The sequence below is a fragment of the Actinomadura monticuli genome (assembly GCF_041463655.1).
GTDB lineage: Bacteria > Actinomycetota > Actinomycetes > Streptosporangiales > Streptosporangiaceae > Spirillospora > Spirillospora monticuli.
The window spans coordinates 237319-253335 of the sequence record NZ_JAXCEI010000003.1 but is presented as its reverse complement, the minus strand read 5'-3'; the positions used below and the strand labels follow the sequence as shown (position 1 = coordinate 253335).

General features: G+C 72.9%; 17 protein-coding genes. 15 read left to right on the top strand and 2 right to left on the bottom strand.

The features are described from left to right. Window positions 1-93: 93 nt before the first annotated feature. Together SM611_RS07730 and SM611_RS07725 are read left to right on the top strand one after the other, a co-directional pair. Complete coding sequence (locus SM611_RS07730) at window positions 94-1194, top strand: ligand-binding sensor domain-containing protein (protein ID WP_371948343.1); 1101 nt, start codon at window positions 94-96, stop codon at window positions 1192-1194. A gap of 143 nt (window positions 1195-1337) precedes the next feature. Then, complete coding sequence (locus SM611_RS07725) at window positions 1338-2315, top strand: DUF4349 domain-containing protein (RefSeq protein ID WP_371948341.1); 978 nt, start codon at window positions 1338-1340, stop codon at window positions 2313-2315. Here SM611_RS07725 and hemE read toward each other — a convergent pair. After that, window positions 2312-3325, bottom strand: coding sequence for a uroporphyrinogen decarboxylase (gene hemE / locus SM611_RS07720; protein WP_371948725.1), 1014 nt, complete (start codon window positions 3323-3325; stop codon window positions 2312-2314). The two genes, SM611_RS07725 and hemE, sit on opposite strands and share 4 nt — an antisense overlap. 258 nt (window positions 3326-3583) lie before the next feature. On the opposite strand from hemE, the gene SM611_RS07715 reads away from it, so the two are divergent. The 3 genes from SM611_RS07715 (at window position 3584) to SM611_RS07705 (ending at window position 5919) form a co-directional block, all read left to right on the top strand. Further along, window positions 3584-3775, top strand: a complete 192-nt coding sequence (locus SM611_RS07715; protein WP_371948340.1) for a hypothetical protein — start codon at window positions 3584-3586, stop codon at window positions 3773-3775. A 154-nt stretch (window positions 3776-3929) separates the two neighbouring features. After that, the gene (locus SM611_RS07710) at window positions 3930-4496 is read left to right on the top strand and encodes a DUF3000 domain-containing protein (RefSeq protein WP_371948338.1); all 567 of its coding nucleotides are present in this window, start codon (window positions 3930-3932) and stop codon (window positions 4494-4496) included. A gap of 223 nt (window positions 4497-4719) precedes the next feature. Continuing rightward, window positions 4720-5919: an HRDC domain-containing protein gene (locus tag SM611_RS07705; RefSeq protein ID WP_371948723.1), complete on the top strand. Its 1200-nt coding sequence runs from the start codon at window positions 4720-4722 to the stop codon at window positions 5917-5919. Window positions 5920-6000: 81 nt separating this feature from the next. On the opposite strand, the gene SM611_RS07700 is transcribed toward SM611_RS07705, so the two are convergent. Next, window positions 6001-7656 carry a long-chain-fatty-acid--CoA ligase gene (locus SM611_RS07700; RefSeq protein WP_371948337.1) on the bottom strand — a complete coding sequence of 552 codons (1656 nt, stop codon included), beginning with the start codon at window positions 7654-7656 and terminating at the stop codon, window positions 6001-6003. 151 nt (window positions 7657-7807) lie between these two features. Here SM611_RS07700 and SM611_RS07695 point away from each other — a divergent pair, with 151 nt between their 5' ends. From SM611_RS07695 to SM611_RS07650, 10 genes are all read left to right on the top strand, one after another. Further along, entirely contained in the window at window positions 7808-9190 is a 1383-nt protein-coding gene (locus SM611_RS07695; RefSeq protein ID WP_371948336.1) for a Rieske 2Fe-2S domain-containing protein, read from the top strand. Next, a complete protein-coding gene (locus tag SM611_RS07690; protein WP_371948335.1) occupies window positions 9187-9774 on the top strand; it encodes a 3-phenylpropionate/cinnamic acid dioxygenase subunit beta in 588 nt (195 codons plus the stop codon). Before SM611_RS07695 ends, SM611_RS07690 begins: the two co-directional genes overlap by 4 nt. Continuing rightward, entirely contained in the window at window positions 9771-10142 is a 372-nt protein-coding gene (locus tag SM611_RS07685; protein ID WP_371948334.1) for a hypothetical protein, read from the top strand. The genes SM611_RS07690 and SM611_RS07685 overlap by 4 nt, the downstream gene beginning before the upstream one ends. Beyond that, complete coding sequence (locus SM611_RS07680; protein WP_371948333.1) at window positions 10139-10924, top strand: SDR family oxidoreductase; 786 nt, start codon at window positions 10139-10141, stop codon at window positions 10922-10924. The genes SM611_RS07685 and SM611_RS07680 overlap by 4 nt, the downstream gene beginning before the upstream one ends. Before the next feature lie 26 nt (window positions 10925-10950). Then, a complete protein-coding gene (locus SM611_RS07675; protein ID WP_371939220.1) occupies window positions 10951-11148 on the top strand; it encodes a ferredoxin in 198 nt (65 codons plus the stop codon). After that, complete coding sequence (locus tag SM611_RS07670; RefSeq protein WP_371948332.1) at window positions 11145-12401, top strand: NAD(P)/FAD-dependent oxidoreductase; 1257 nt, start codon at window positions 11145-11147, stop codon at window positions 12399-12401. Before SM611_RS07675 ends, SM611_RS07670 begins: the two co-directional genes overlap by 4 nt. Next, on the top strand, window positions 12398-13147 hold the full coding sequence (gene phtC, locus SM611_RS07665) for a 3,4-dihydroxyphthalate decarboxylase (RefSeq protein WP_371948330.1): 750 nt from the start codon (window positions 12398-12400) through the stop codon (window positions 13145-13147). Before SM611_RS07670 ends, phtC begins: the two co-directional genes overlap by 4 nt. 37 nt (window positions 13148-13184) lie before the next feature. Further along, on the top strand, window positions 13185-13562 hold the full coding sequence (locus SM611_RS07660) for a nuclear transport factor 2 family protein (protein ID WP_371948329.1): 378 nt from the start codon (window positions 13185-13187) through the stop codon (window positions 13560-13562). Between the two features lie 242 nt (window positions 13563-13804). Continuing rightward, window positions 13805-15058 (top strand): ABC transporter substrate-binding protein, encoded by a 1254-nt coding sequence (locus tag SM611_RS07655; RefSeq protein WP_371948328.1) that lies wholly within the window; start codon window positions 13805-13807, stop codon window positions 15056-15058. A 74-nt stretch (window positions 15059-15132) separates the two neighbouring features. Next, complete coding sequence (locus SM611_RS07650; protein WP_371948327.1) at window positions 15133-16014, top strand: branched-chain amino acid ABC transporter permease; 882 nt, start codon at window positions 15133-15135, stop codon at window positions 16012-16014. Window positions 16015-16017 lie beyond the last annotated feature (3 nt).

Sequence of the window (16017 nt, the reverse complement as noted above, 5' to 3'; positions counted from 1 at the left end):
TCACACGGCCGGGCACCGCCCCTCCGGCGGCGCGCCGTTTTTATCCGGAAAGTGACAAGATCTGAAAGACATTGCCAGTGAATACTGGCACCTATGATCTCCTGGAAGGCCCCCCTCGCCGCCGCCGCGGCGCTCCTGCTGGGCGCCGGGCTCGCCGCCCCGGCCGCCGCCGCGACCCGCGGCGACTTCAGGCCCGTGCCCCTGCCGTTCTTCTGGCCGAACAACTCCCTCTACGACGTCGCCGCCGCCTCGCCCGACAGCGTGTGGATCTCCGGTCACCAGGGCGAGCTGGTCATCCCCGGGCCCATCCCGGGGACGGGCCAGTCGATCCCCGGCAACCCCGTCGTCCGGCGCTGGAAGAACGGCGGCTGGGTCGAGTACGACCTGCAGAACCTGCCCAGCAGCGCGTCGGTCACCGACGTCGACGCCGCCGGCCCCGAGGACGTGTGGATCAACGGCGCCAGGCTCGGGAGCAGCTCGGCGTCGGGCCCCTACCTGGGCCACTTCACCGGCTCGCGGTTCGAGGAGGTGGCCCTGCCGGCCGCGTCCCGGTCCCTCAGCGTCGAGGCGCGGGCGGACGGGGTCTGGGTGACCCTGGAGAGCGGCGTCTACCGCCGGACGGGCGGCACCTGGACGTTCGTCACCGCGTTCCCGGACACCCACCTCCAGGAGGCGTACATCAGGGCCGACGACGACATCTGGGTCTTCGGCACCCCCGGCCAGTACGACGAAGCGCCCCAGGCGTACCACTGGGACGGGCAGTCCTGGACGGTCTTCCCCGTCGACGGGCTGCCCGACGGCCGCATCGGCATCCTGGACATGGTGGCCGTTTCCCCCACCGACGCCTGGGCCATCGGCTGGAACGTCAGCACGTCGCCGATGACGTCCGTCATGGCCCACTGGGACGGCGCCTCCTGGACCAACGTCGCCCCGCCGCCCGGCTTCAACGGGCTCTCCAAGATCGTCCAGGGCGTGAACGGGGACCTGTGGGCCGTCGGGCACCTGCTCGACGAGCCCGCCAAGCCCGGCCTGCTCCACTACAGCGGCGGGAGGTGGACGCAGGTGCCGACCACCGCCGTCCCGAACCGGAGCAACATCAACGCGACCGCGCTGGCCGTCGTCCCCGGCACCGGAGCCCTGTGGACGCTCGGCACCGTGAACATCGGCGGCCCCGTCGTGCTCACCGACGGCTGACGCCATGACGTGATCGGGCGCGGGAGCGGCTCGCGATCACGGTCCGCACAGGGGCCGGGCCGTGATCGGGGGCGGTCCGCTTCGTGGCCCTTTCGTGACTCGGGCCGCGGAACGGCGGCCCCGCGCCGCCTCGTCCAAAGCCCATGCGGAACGTCAGGAACGTCACATGTGCGCTGGTCGTCCTGCTGCTGGCCGGGGTCCTGGCCGCATGCGGCGGCGGCGACCACTCGTCCGACTCGTCGGGGGCCGTGGACCGGGGCGGCGCGGCCGCCGCGCCGGCGCCCTCCAGCGCGCGGAACCAGGCAGGCCCGGCGGAGAGCACCGGCGACCAGGGGAACGGCAGGACCGCACCCGGAGCGCGGGCGCCGCTGCCGACCGGCCGTGAGGTCGTCCACACGGCGCACCTGCGGATCCGGGCGGGGGACGTGGAGGCGTCCGCCGCGAAGGCCAAGCAGCTGGTCGCCGCGGCCGGCGGCTACGTCGAGCGGGAGTCGAGCTCCAGCGACCCGGCCCGGTCGGAGATCGCGCTGAAGGTCCCCGCCGACCGGTACACCGACGTGCTGAACGGGCTCGGCACCCAGCTCGGCACCAAGATCTCGCTCTCCCAGGAGGCCGAGGACGTCACCGGCGAGGTCGCCGACGTCGACGCCCGGGTGCGGTCGGCGAAGGCCGCGCTGGAGTCGTTCCGCAAGCTGCTCGCCCGCGCGAACTCCGTCGGCGAGGTCATCAGCGTCGAGCAGGAGATCGCCCAGCGGGAGTCCGACCTGGAGGCCCTGCAGGCGAGGCAGAACTCGCTCAAGCACCGCACGACGTACGCGACGGTGACCGTGACCCTGGTGACCAAGGCCGCGGCGCCCAAGAAGGACGAGGAGCGCGGCGGGTTCGTCGGCGGGCTACAGAACGGCTGGGACGCGTTCACCGCGTTCGTCGGCGGCCTCGCCGCCGTGGTGGGCTGGCTGCTGCCGTTCCTCGTCGCCGCCGCCGCGATCGCGTTCCCGCTGCTGGCGTTCCGGCGCCGGATCGGCAAGCGGTCCGGGCGCCGCCCGGCCGGCGGGCCCGCCCCGGCGGCCGAGCCGGAGAAGGCCGCCGCCGGCGCGCCGGCGGAGCCGCCGTCCGCCTAGCGCGCGTCCTCGGCGCTCGCCTCGTGGACGAGGTCCGCGAGGCGGGCGAGGACGTCCGGGTCGGTGGACGGCAGGACGCCGTGGCCCAGGTTGAAGATGTGGCCCTCGGCGGTGCGGCCCCGGGCGAGGACGTCGCGGGCCCGGCGCTCGACCGTCTCCCACGGCGCGAACAGGATGGCCGGGTCGAGGTTGCCCTGCAGGGCCTTGCCCGGCTCGACGCGGCTGACGGCCTCGTCCAGCGGGACGCGCCAGTCGACGCCGACGACGTCGGCCCCGGCCTCACCCATCGGGCCGAGCAGCTCGCCCGTCCCGACGCCGAAGTGGATGCGCGGCACGCCGAGCGGCTCGACCTCGGCGAAGATCCGGCGGGTGTGCGGCAGCACCGACTCGCGGTAGTCCTGCGCGGCGACCGCGCCGACCCACGAGTCGAAGACCTGCACGGCGCTCGCCCCGGCCGCGACCTGCAGCTTCAGGAACGCGATCGTGAGGTCGGCGAGGCGGTCCATGAGGCTCGCCCACAGCTCGGGCTCGCCGTACATCATGGCCTTGGTGCGCTCGTGGTTCTTGGACGGTCCGCCCTCGATCAGGTACGAGGCGAGCGTGAACGGGCCGCCCGCGAAACCGATCAGCGGCGTCGCGCCCAGCTCGCCGACCAGGCCCTTGACCGCCTCGGTCACGTACGGGACGTCGTCGGGGACGAGGGGGCGCAGCGCGCCGAGGTCGGCCGCCGACCGGATCGGGTCGGCGATGACGGGGCCGACGCCCGGCTTGATGTCGAGGTCGACGCCGATGGCCTTGAGCGGCACCATGATGTCGCTGAAGAAGATCGCCGCGTCCACCGCGTACCTGCGCACCGGCTGCATCGTGATCTCGACGATCAGATCGGGGCGGGTGCACGACTCCAGCATCGGGACGCCCTCGCGGACCCGCAGGTACTCGGGCAGCGAGCGCCCGGCCTGCCGCATGAACCACACGGGGGTGTGCGGCACGGGCCGCCGTCGGCAGGCCAGCAGGAAGGGGCTCTCGGCGAGCGCGGCCTCGTCACGCGTGTTCGCGGAGTCGTCGTTCGGGCGGGCGGCGTCAGCGGTCACGTTGTGATGGTCCCACGAAACACCGGTGGCACGGCACCGGGGGGCGGCGGAGCCGAAACGAACTTCCGGACACGCCGAGCGAAGTCCCGCATTCTGTCACCGGCCCGTGCGAACGTGATGCGTGTCATAGCCGAGGGAGGTTCCCCCTTGTACTGCTCCACCTGCGGTGATGAACGTATGTTCGAGCAGCCGCCGTGTTTGGACGGGCACGGCGGGCAGTGCCCGGAGCGGGCCTGCGTCGAGTGCGGCACGGCCGTTCTGGTCGGCCTGCCGCCGGTGACCGCCCCGGCCCGCGAGACCGGCTCCGAATCCGTTCCGGCGCCCGGCCAGTCCGTCGGCCGCGCCGTCACCGTGCGGGCCGTGGCCTGACCGGCCCGGCCCCCGAGACGAAACCACCTGTGCCGTGCCTGTATCCCCTCCGCGCCCCCTGGCCGCCGCACGCGGCGGCGCCCCGTCCCGGCAGCACCGACCCGATCCACGTCCCGGCGACCCGTCACTCCCCCGCGATCAGGCCGGTCCACCCATGAACCCACCTGCCTTCCAGCGGGCCGTCGACACGCTGCGCGCGGTCCTCGACGGCCCCGCCGTCCGGCCGGAGCTCGACCTGGAGGACATGCCCGCCCCGCAGCGCCTCGCGCCCTACGCGGCGGCCATGTCCGGCAGCGTCTACCGCGACGACGACACCGAGGTCGCCACCGGGCGCCTCATCGTCCTGTACGACCCCGAGGGCCGGTCCGGCTGGACGAACGGGTTCCGCGTCGTCGCCTACATCCGCGCCGACCTGGAGCCCGACATCGCCGCCGACGAGCTGATCGGCTCCGTCGCCTGGGACTGGCTCCTGGAGGCCCTGGAGCCCACCGGGTACGAGGGCGTGTCCGGGACGATCACCCGCGCGGTGTCGGAGAGCTTCGGCGACAAGCGCGACGAGCCGTCCACCACCGAGCTGGAGCTGCGCGCCTCCTGGTCGCCGACCGGGGACGACCTCACCGGCCATGTCGCGGCGTGGTGCGAGGTGATGTGCACCACGGCGGGGCTGCCGCCCACCGGCGTCGCGGCACTGCCGGATCGGCCGGGCGGCGCCGGCGGTTGAAAGACGTACGGTAGGGGGCGTGAGCACAGCGTCCGAGACCGAGGCGGCGGGGGAGAACACGGAAGCAGTGGGAGTGTCCGAAACGCGCGCCACCGGCCCCAAAGGGGAGTCCGGTGCGGATGAGACGGCCGTCGAGCAGCCGGTCGGGACCGTTCCCGGGCGATCGGGGCCGGGGTCCGGCCCCGAGGGCGCGGAGGCCGACACCGGTCCCCCGGCCGTCCCGCTGCTGGAGCCGCGCGAGGGCGTCCCGCCGGTGGTCATCACCGCCGCCGAGCTCGACCGCGTCATCGCGGCGTTCGCCGCGGGCACCGGGCCGGTCGCGGTCGACGCCGAGCGCGCCTCCGGCTACCGGTACGGGCAGCGCGCCTACCTGATCCAGCTGCGCCGCGCGGGCGCCGGCACCGCGCTGATCGACCCGATCGCCTGCCCCGACCTGTCCGGGCTGGACGCCGCGCTCGTCGACGCCGAGATGGTGCTGCACGCCGCCAACCAGGACCTGCCCTGCCTGGCGGAGGTCGGCCTCGTCCCGCGCCGGCTGTTCGACACCGAGCTCGCCGGGCGGCTGCTCGGCTACCCGCGGGTCGGGCTCGGCTCGATGGTCGAGAACGTGCTCGGCTACCTGCTGGAGAAGGGGCACTCGGCGGCCGACTGGTCCACCCGCCCCCTCCCGGAGGACTGGCTCCGCTACGCCGCGCTGGACGTCGAGCTGCTCGTCGAGCTGCGCGAGGCCCTGCAGGAGGAGCTGGAGACCGCGGGCAAGCTGGAGTGGGCGCTGGAGGAGTTCGCGGCGATCCTGGCGACGCCGCCGAAGCCGCCGCGTCCCGACCCGTGGCGCCGCACGTCCGGCATCCACCGGGTGCGCAACCGGCGGGCGCTCGCCACCGTCCGCGAGGTGTGGACGGCCCGCGACAAGATCGCCCAGGAGCGGGACCTGTCCCCCGGCCGGGTGCTGCAGGACGCCGCCATCATCGAGCTGGCGCAGAAGGCGCCGAAGACGCCCGCCGAGCTGCAGGCCCTCCCGACGATGCGGGGCCGCGGCGCCCGCCGGCACCAGTCGGCGTGGCTGCGCGCCGTCGCCCGCGCCCGCGACCTGTCGGACCGGTCGCTGCCGGAGTCGAACCTCCCCGGCGACGGGCCGCCGCCCGCGCACCGCTGGGCCGACCGCGACCCGGAGGCCGCCAAGCGGCTCACCGCCGCCCGCGCCGTCGTCGCCGCGCTCGCCGACGAGCACTCGATGCCGTCGGAGAACCTCGTGCAGCCCGACTCCATCCGCCGCCTGGCGTGGACGCCGCCGGACGAGTCGTCGCCGTCCGCGATCGGCGCCGCCCTCCGCGACCTGGGCGCCCGCGCCTGGCAGGTCGAGCTCACCGCCCAGCCCATCGCCAAGGCGTTCCTCCGCCTGGAGACCAAAGGAGACCTGTGAGCCGCGGGCGGCGCACCCCGGCGGGTGCGCCGCCGTCGGCGCGCCGCGGCGAGCCCCGGCCGATTTTCCGGAGCCCGCGGGTCAGCGCTCGCTGTAGAAGCCGGCGTACTCCTCGCGCAGAGCCTTCTTGTCGAGCTTGCCGACGCTGGTCCTGGGCAGGTCGGCGACGACGATGATCTCGTCGGGCAGCTGCCACTTGGCGAACGTGGCGGCCAGGTGGGTCCTGAGCCCGCCGAGGTCGACGTCGTGGCCGGGTTCGGGCACGACCAGGGCCACCGGGCGCTCCTGCCACCGGGGGTGCGGAGCGCCCACCACCGCGGCCTGGCGGACCGCGGGATGGCCCGCCAGGGCGTTCTCCAGGTCGATGGAGGAGATCCACTCCCCACCGGACTTGATCACGTCCTTGAGCCGGTCGGTGATCTTCAGATAACCGTCGGCGGTGATCACGCCCATGTCGCCGCTGCGCCAGTAGCCGCGGTGGAACTTGTCCGTGTCGTCCGACTTCCAGTAGCTCTCGGTGATCCACGGGCCCCGGATGCAGATCTCCCCGACCGATGTCCCGTCGTGCGGCAGGAAGGAGCCGCCGGCGCCCAGCAGCCGGATGTCCACCCCGGCCACGGGCAGCCCCTGGGAGCGCTTGAGGTCCCAGAACTCGTGCTCGTCCAGCCGCCCCTCCAGGGACGGCTTGGGCCGGTTCGACGTGACCAGCGGCGTGGTCTCGGTGGCGCCGTACCCGTGGACGATCGAGGCGCCGGTCAGGTCGTGGTAGCCCTTGATCAGGCTCAGCGGCGGCTCGGTGGAACCTGAGATCATCCGTGCCCTGGACAGGTCCGGCGGCTCGGGCAGGGAGCGCAGGTACTCCAGCATCGGCGCGAAGATCGCCGGCGCCCCGTTGGTGACCGTGACCTCGTAGTCCACCATCGCCTGGGCGAGCACGCCGATCTCCTCGGCGGAGAAGCGCCCCGGCAGGACCACCCGCGCCCGCGCGTACACCGCCACCTGCGGCAGCCCCCAGCACTGGGCGTGGAACATCGGCGTCGTCAGCAGCACGTTGTCGTGGTCGCCCACCGCCTGGTCGGCCGCCCACATCATCGTGTGCAGCACGATCCCCCGGTGGGAGTAGAACACCCCCTTGGGACGTCCCGTGGTGCCGGTGGTGTAGCACGCGCTGTAGGCCGAGGTCTCGTCGATCACCGGCCAGTCGAACTCCTCGTCCTGGCGGGCCAGCAGCGCCTCGTGGTCCAGGGGGTCCGGCAGCGAGGTCTCGATCTCCGGCAGCGGCCTGTCGCTCATCACCACCCAGTGCCGCACCTGCGGGCACCGCGCCGCCAGCTCCTCGGCCTGGCCCAGCAGCGACTCGTCGACGCACACCACCGTGGCGCCCGCGTGCTCCACCACGTACGCGAGGTCGTCGGCGGCCAGCCGCAGGTTCATCTGCAGCATCACGGCGCCGATCCCGGGGATCGCCCAGTACAGCTCGAAGTGCCGCAGGTGGTTCCAGTCCAGGACCCCCACCACGTCGCCCGGCCCCACGCCGATGCCGGCCAGCGCGTGCGCCGTGCGCGCCACCCGGCGCCATGTCGCCGCGTACGACGTCGTGCGCCACTCACCGGCCGCGTCCCGGAAGACGATCTCCTGCTCCGGATGGGTCGCCACCGCCTGGCGGAACAGGTTCGTGGTGTTCAGCTGGTAGCTGTCCCCGTGCGTCGACGGATGACCGGTCACGAAATCGGACAAGGTGCCACCTTTCTGCCCGACGCACGCCGGGGCCGGAGCATGGATCGACTGCCTCGCCGGCAGCGAGTTCTCTTGATATCAGAAACGTACTCCTTGACAAGGGAAGGCCCTGTAGCCAGAATCTGTTTCTGGACTACAGAAAGAGGTCTCCGTGTTCGACCTGTCCGACGTCGTCGGCCACGTGCGCGACGGGATGCTGCCGGCGCACATCTACAACGACTCCGAGGTCTTCGCCGCCGAGCGGGAGACGGTCTTCGCGCGCTCCTGGGTCTTCCTGGCGCACGAGTCGGAGATCCCCCAGGCCGGTGACTACGTGGTCCGCCGCGTCATGGAGAACTCCTTCATCGTCAGCCGCGCCAACGACGGGACGGTGCACGCCATGTTCAACATGTGCCTGCACCGGGGAATGCAGGTCTGCCGGGCCGAGCAGGGCAACGCCTCGCATTTCCGCTGCCCCTACCACGGGTGGTCCTACCGCAACGACGGCCGGATCGTGGGCCTGCCCTTCCACCGGGAGGCGTACGGCGGAGAGGCAGGCTTCAACAAGCGCGGGCAGCGGCTCCTCCCCGCACCGGCGATGGACACCGTCAACGGCCTGATCTTCGTCTCCCTGGACCCCGACGCCCCGCCGCTGCGCGAGTTCCTCGGCGACTTCGCGTTCTACCTGGACTACTACACCCGGCAGAGCCCGAGCGGGGTCGAGGTGCTCGGACCCCAGCGGTGGCGGATCAAGGCCAACTGGAAGATCGGCGCGGAGAACTTCGCCGGGGACATGTACCACACCCCGCAGACCCACGCGAGCGTCGTGGAGATCGGGCTGTTCCGCGAGCCGAAGGCCGAGAAGCGCAAGGACGGGACGACCTACTGGGCCACCGGCGGCGGGGGCACCACCTACAAACTGCCGCCGGGGACGCTCGAGGAGCGGCTGCGCTACGTCGGCTACCCCGACGAGATGATCGACCGGATGAAGCGGGTCTGGTCGGCCGAACAACTCGACCTGATCGGGCGCGACGGCTTCATGGTCTCCGCGGCGTCGATCGCGCCGAACCTCAGCCTCGTCCACAACTGGCCCAGAGTAGCCGACTCCGACGACGTGCTCCCCTTCGTGTCGCTGCGCCAGTGGCAGCCGATCAGCGAGAACGAGACCGAGGTGCTCTCCTGGTTCCTGGTCGACAAGGAGGCCCCGGAGGACTTCAAGGCGCTGTCCTACAAGGCCTACCTGATGTGCTTCGGCAGCAGCGGGATGTTCGAGCAGGACGACGTGGAGAACTGGGTCTCGCTGACCGCCACCGCCGGCGGCACCATGGCGCAGCGGCTCCTCCTCAACGGCCGGATGGGCCTGCTGCCCGACGGCTCGACCATCGTCCCGCCCCTCGGCCGCGACCAGTGGGCGGGCCCCGGCGAGTCCCGGGTCGGGTACGGCGAGTACAACCAGCGCCACCTGATGAACCGCTGGGCCGACTTCATCGAGGCGGGGCCCCTGCGGCCGGCCGGCGTCAGTGTCGGCGCCCCGGGGCGGGACGGTGCCCGGTGACCGCGCGCAACCCCGTCTCCTCGGCCGACAGCCCCCTCGGCGCCCGCGCCACCAAGGCCGCCCCGGTGGGCGATCCGCTCCCGTTCTCCGATCCCCTGCACCTGGCCGCCCACCAGTGGCTGGTCGAGGAGACGTACCTGCTGGACCGGCAGGACCTCGAGGAATGGCTCGCCCGGATGACCGAGGACGTCCACTACTTCATGCCGATCCGGGTCACGACCTCCCAGGGCGCCGGCTACGACACCGCCCGGCGGATGGCGCACTTCGACGAGGACCTCTACTCCCTGGAGCGCCGGGTCGCCCGGCTGCGCACCGAGCACGCCTGGACCGAGGACCCGCCGTCGCGGACGCGCCACCACCTGTCCAACGTGCGCACCTTCGCCACCGACGTGCCCGGCGAGATCCTCGTGGAGTCGGCGGTCCTGCTCTTCCGCAGCCGCGGCGACGTCAACGAGCCGTCCCTGGTGTCGGCCGAGCGCAGCGACGTGCTGCGGAGCGCCGGCGGCGCCTGGCGGCTCGCCCGCCGCCACATCACGGTCGACGAGTCGGTGCTCCGCACCCAGAACCTGGCGGTCTTCCTGTGAGCCTGCACTGGGAGGGCGAACACGAGGACCGGGGCCGCGCCCGCGAGGCCGCGCAGGAGCTGGCGGCCCTGCGAGCGGGGACGGTCGGCGAGCCCCTGACGCTCGGCAACGAGTTCGCCGAGGCCCGGGTGAGCCTCGTCCGGACCCGCAACGGCGTGCGCCTCCTGATCGAGGCGACGCGATCCGGGCAGTGGGTCACCCTGGACCCGCTGGAGCTGGAGGCCCTCACCTGGCAGGGGACGGCGACGTTCTCCGCGATGGTCGGCCGTCCGTTCACCTCCCTGTTCCCCGAGCAGGACGACACGGCGCGGGACGACACGGCGCGGGACGGCACGGCGCAGGACGACACGGGCGAGTCGGCCTCATGACCGCCCCCGTACTGGAGGGCCGGCGAGCGCTGGTGGTCGGCGCCGGATCGGGCATCGGCCGCGCGGTGGCGGAGCGGTTCACCGCCGAGGGAGCGGCGGTGGTGGCCGTGGAGCGCGACGAGGCCAAGTGCGCGGCCCTGCGCGCGGCACTCCCCGGCGTCGACGTCGTCCAGGGGGACGCCTGCGAGGCCGCGGTCAACCACGACGCCGTGGACCGCTGCCGGGAACTCCACGGCGGGCTGGACGTGCTGGTCCACTGCGTCGGCATCTTCGACTTCTACCGCCCCCTCGACGCCGTCGCCGAGGATGCCTTCGACGACGCCTTCGACGAGATGTTCTCGGTCAACGTCCGAGCGGCCATGCACGGCGTCCGCGCCGCCCTGCCGGAGCTGCGGCGCAGCCGCGGCTGCATCGTGCTGACGGAGTCGACCTCGGCCTACCGGCCGGGCCGCGGCGGCGCGCTGTACATCTCCACCAAGTTCGCGGTCCGCGGACTGCGCATCGCGCTGGCCCACGACCTCGCCCCCGAGGTCCGCGTCAACAGCGTCGCCCCCGGGGGCACCGTCGGCACCCGGCTGACCGGCGCGCAGTCGCTGGGGCTGGACCGGCAGCACCTCGACGGTCCCGACCGCGCCGCGAGCATCGCCGCCCGCGTCCCCCTTCAGGTGGCCCTCTCCGGCGAGGACCACGCCTGGAGCTACCTGTTCCTGGCGTCGCCGATGTCCCGGGGAATGACGGGCACCGTCCTGCACAGCGACGGCGGCGCCGGCGTCAAGAGCTGACAACGACACGAGAACCAGGAGCCCGAGTGCCCGCCCTGACAGTGAACACCGGAGTCTGCCAAGGCTACGCCAGCTGCGTCATCGCGGCCGACGACTACTTCGACATCGACGACGACGGCCTCGTCGTGCTGCTGGCCGCCGAGGTCCCGGAGGCCGACCGCGAACGCGTCGACCGCGCCGTCCGCAGCTGCCCCGCCGCGGCGCTCCGGCTCGAGGGAGCATGACCGGCGACCTGGTGATCGTCGGCGCGTCGGTGGCGGGCGTCACGGTGGCCCGGACCCTGCGCTCCGGCGGTTTCACCGGCCGCATCCGGCTGGTCGACCGGGAGGCGGAGGAGCCCTACGACAAGCCGCCCCTGTCCAAGGGACGGCTCGCGGAGCCCGTCCGGCTGCTCACCCGCCCGGAGGCGGAACGGCTCGGCCTGGAACTGCTGCTCGGCGTCGAGGCCACGGGCCTGGACACCGCGTCCCGCCGCCTCGCCCTGTCCGACGGAAGCCGGTGCGGCTACGGCGCGCTGGTGATCGCCACCGGGGTCCGGGCGAGGCCGTCGCCCTGGACCGGACCCGGTGTCCACACGCTGCGGACGCTCGCCGACGCGCGCGGCCTCCATGCCGCCCTCGCCCGCGGCGGCGACCTCGTGGTGATCGGCGCCGGCTTCATCGGCTCGGAGGTCGCCGGCACCGCGACCGCCCTGGGATGCCGGGTCACGCTGGTGGACCCGCTGCCCAATCCCCCGGCCCGCGTCGTCGGCCGCAGCGTCGGCGACCGGATCCTCGCGTGGCACGAGGAGGCGGGGGTGAGCCTGAGGCTGGGTAGGGTCGTCCGGGCCCTGGACCACCGCACGGACCGGATCGAGGTCCGGCTCGACGACGGGGAGGTGCTCCGCGCCGACCACGTCCTGGTGGGCATCGGAGCGGAGACCGACGTGACATGGCTGGCCGGGTCGGGCCTTCACCTCGAAGACGGCATCGCCTGCGACCGGTACGGCCGCGCCCTCGGGGCCGAGCAGGTCTTCGCCGCCGGCGACGTCGCCGCCTGGGCGACCGCGGACGGCGCCGCCGGCCGGCGGGTCGAGCACTGGGCCTCCGCCCAGGAGCAGGCCAGGTGCATCGCCGCGACCCTGCTCGACCCCGCGGACCCCCGGGCGCCCGGTGAGGTGCCCATGGTGTGGAGCGACCAGCACGGCCGCACCATCCAGGTACTCGGTGCCGTGGACCCCGATGTCGAGCCCCGGATCGTGGAGGACGAGGGCCGGCTGCTCGCCCTGTGGGGCGGCGGACGCGTGGCCGGCGCGGTGTCGCTGGGGTGGCCGCGCGCCTCCCTGGCCGCCCGCCGGGCCATCGCCGGCGGCACGCCGGTGGCCGCGGTGCTCGACGCGGTGACCCGTCCGAGGCCGGCGCCCCGCCGCGAGCCGGCCCCCCTCAAGAAGACAGCACCCCTCAAGGAGTCAGCACCCCTCAAGGAGGCCGCCCGATGACAGTGGACGTCCACGACGACGACCTCCGGGAGCTCCGGCACCAGCTGGCGCTGGGCTGCCGCGTGCTGGCGGCCCGGGAACTCTCGCCGGGGTTCCTCGGCCACATCAGCCTCCGCCTCGACGACGAGCGGATCCTGGTGCGGTGCCGCGGCCCGCAGGAGTCGGGCCTGGCCTCCACCACCGCGCGGGACGTGCGCGTGGTCACCCTCGACGGCGGACCCGGCCTCGCCGGGGAGCTGGACGGCTGGACCGTCCCGCACGAACTCCCCCTGCATGCCCGGATCCTGCGCCGGCGCCCCGACGTCCGGTGCGTCGTGCACGCGCACCCTCGCCGCACGGTCGCCGCCGACCTGGCCGGCCTGGTGCTGGAGCCGCTCGTCGGCGCCTACGACATTCCGGGCTCCGCCCTGGTGGCCGGCGGCATCCCGGTGTACCCCCGATCGGTGCTGGTCAGCAGCGACGCGCTGGGGGACGAGGTGGCCGCGCACCTCGGCGACCACGCCGCCGCCCTGCTCCGCGGGCACGGGGTGGTGGTCACCGGCGGCTCGGTCCCGGAGGCGGTGCTCCGCGCCGTCTCCATCGACGAGATCGCGCACCTCTGCCTGCTCGTCGCCTCCGCGGGGGGACGCCCCCGCGCCATCGACGAGGCCGACCGGGCCGCGCTCCCCGACCTCGGAGGAAGCCTCAACCTGGACGTCGCCTGGCGCCACGAACTCTCCCGCCTGCCCGCGGCCCCCCGCTCCTGATCCGACCGAACCGTCCGCCCTTCGACGAGGAGCCCCGTTGTCCGACCACATCACCGCCATCACCCAGCTCTACGCGCGCTACAGCCTCTCCATCGACGCCCGCGACCTGGAGTCCTTCCGCGACTGCTTCACCGCCGGCGGCGGCATGGAGATCACCGGAGGGGCCGCCTTCGCCGGCGCCGAGGGGCTCGCCAAGGTGATCGCCGGTCGTACGGCGGAGTCGCCGCGCCACGAGAACAGCAACGTGCTCGTCGACCTGGCCGACGACGAGCAGGCGACGGGGCGGGCCTACTTCGTGCTCCGGGGCACGGACGGGCAGCCGGCCGCCGCCGGCGACTACCTGGACCGGCTGGTCCGCACCGAGGCGGGATGGCGCTTCGCGCACCGCCAGATCACCTTCGCCTGGCGAGGCTGACACAAGTCGTGCTCCGGCCGGCACGGGCCCCAGCCAGCACCGGCCGCCCCGCTCCAGCATCCCCGGCTCCGGCGCTCCTCGCGCTGGAACGTTCCGACTCCGTGACGGCCGGACAAAGCGCTGTTCACGACCACTTCTCCAACTTGCAGAGCTTCTCTCTTCTATTTCCGTATAGTCTGGTCTAATCTTTTGTGACCCGTGTCACCTGCGCGGATCCATCGACCGAGAAAGACGAACCCCCCATGCTCAGAAAGTCACTGACCGCGCTGGCGGTCGCCCCGCTGCTGACTCTGGCCGCATGCGGCGGCTCGGGCTCCGGCAAGTCCGGGACCGGCGCCGACGGCGTCGCCATGGGCCCCGGGGTCACCGACGACGAGATCAGCGTGACCGTGATCAGCGACTTCTCCGGGCCCATCGCCCAGGGGGGCATCGCCGGCTCGCTCGGTGTCGAAGCCAAGATCGACCAGGTGAACCGCGAGGAGGGCGGCGTCTGCGGGCGCAAGGTCGTGGTCGACAAGCGCGACACCAAGTACGACCCGCAGATCACCACCCAGCAGTACCGGGCCGCGGCGCCCAAGAACCTGATGGTGGCCCAGTTCGTGGGCACCGCCGGGCTGAACGCCGTCCGGACCAGCATCGAGCGGGACGACATGCCCACGCTCTCGGCGTCCATCAACACCCAGACCCTCGACCTCCCGAACGTCTACGTCGCCATGCCGCCCTTCGAGGTCGAGCTCATCAACGGCCTGGTCTGGGCCGCCGAGAAGGCCGGCGCCGCCGCCTCCAAGACCGTCAAGGTCGGATTCGTGACGTCGGCCGACGAGACCGGCAAGGTCTACCTCGGCGCCCTCAACCACGCGGCGAAGGCCACGCCGGGCGTGCAGGTCGTCGCCGAGCCGACCTACACCAACGCCGACAAGGACTTCACGGCCCAGATCAACAGCCTCAAGAGCGCCGGCGCCGAGATCGTCATGCTGGGCGTCACGCCCGCCCAGACCGCCGGCATCATCGGCCAGTCGGCCCAGTTCGGCTACAAGCCGACCTTCGTGTCCAGCTCCGGCGCCTGGTCGTCCAGCCTCGGGAAGCCCCTGAAGGGCCTGCTGGACAACTACTACGTCTCCGGCGGCTACGGCACCCTCAACGACGACAACGCCGGCATCCGGGCGCTGACCAAGGCCCGCGAGGCCTACGCCCCCGACGCGAAGCCGGACAACTTCGAGGTCGGCGGCTGGATCAACGGGACCGTGGTCGTGGAGGCGCTGCGCAAGGCGTGCGAGGCCAAGACGCTGACCCGCGAGGGCGTCAAGAAGGCGATGGTCGGCCTCAAGGTCTCCTTCGACGACATCCTTCCTCCGATCGACCTCGGCGACGGCAACTCGATCGTGAGCTACCAGTCCCGCATCAACAAGATCGGGAAGGACGGCGTGCAGGAGCCGGTCGCGACGTTCTTCGAGTCCCCGGCCGCGAAGTCCTGGGGCACGTCCAGGGGCAACTGACGACCTGGGGGAGGGGGCCCGGCCGGGCCCCCTCCCCCGGGCTCCACTCCCACACCCCGACCGAGGTTTTCCAGATGACCCTCTTCCTCCAGCTCGGCTTCCAGGGCGTCGCCCTGGGGCTGGCCTACGGGCTGATCGCGCTCGGGTTCGTGATCATGTTCAAGGGCTCCCACACCTTCAACTTCGCCCACGGCCAGTTCGTGGCCATCGGCGCCTACGCCGTGCTGATCCTGCTGCCCCGGATGCCCTACGTGCCGGCCTTCCTCGGGGCCGTGGCGCTCACCGTCGGCCTCGCGCTGGTGGTCGAGCGGCTGCTGATCCGCGGCCTGATCGGACGGTCGGTGACCGTCGTGGTGCTCGCCACCCTCGGCATCTCGACCATGCTGCACAACGTCATCCTGATGGTGTGGGGGGTCGGCAGCCATGACTCGGTGGGGCCGATCGGCGCCGGCACCACCTCGGTGGGCTCGGTCGTGCTGCCCAACAGCGCCCTCGCCACCGTGGCCGTCTCGGTCGTCGTCCTGGTCGCCGTCGCCCTGTTCTTCCAGCGGACGCGCTACGGGCTGGCGCTGCGCGCGACCGCGAGCAGCCAGGAGGCGGCGATGGCCCAGGGCATCGACGTGGGGCGGATGTTCGCGCTCTCCTGGGCGCTGGCGGCGTTCCTCGCGGTGACCGCGGCGGTCTTCCTCGCCTCGTTCCCCCGCGTGGTCTCCCCCGACCTCGGCGACCTCGCGCTCATCGCGATCCCGGCGATCGTCATCGGAGGCATGGACTCACTGGTCGGGGCCGTCGTCGGCGGCCTGGTCGTCGGGCTCACCCAGGTCCTCGGCTCCGGCTACCTCAGCGACGTCGGCGGCGGGCGCCTGCACGACGTGCTGCCCTACGTCCTCATGCTCCTGGTCCTCCTGGTCCGGCCCTATGGCCTCTTCGGCAGCCGCAGCATCGAAAGGGTCTGAGCC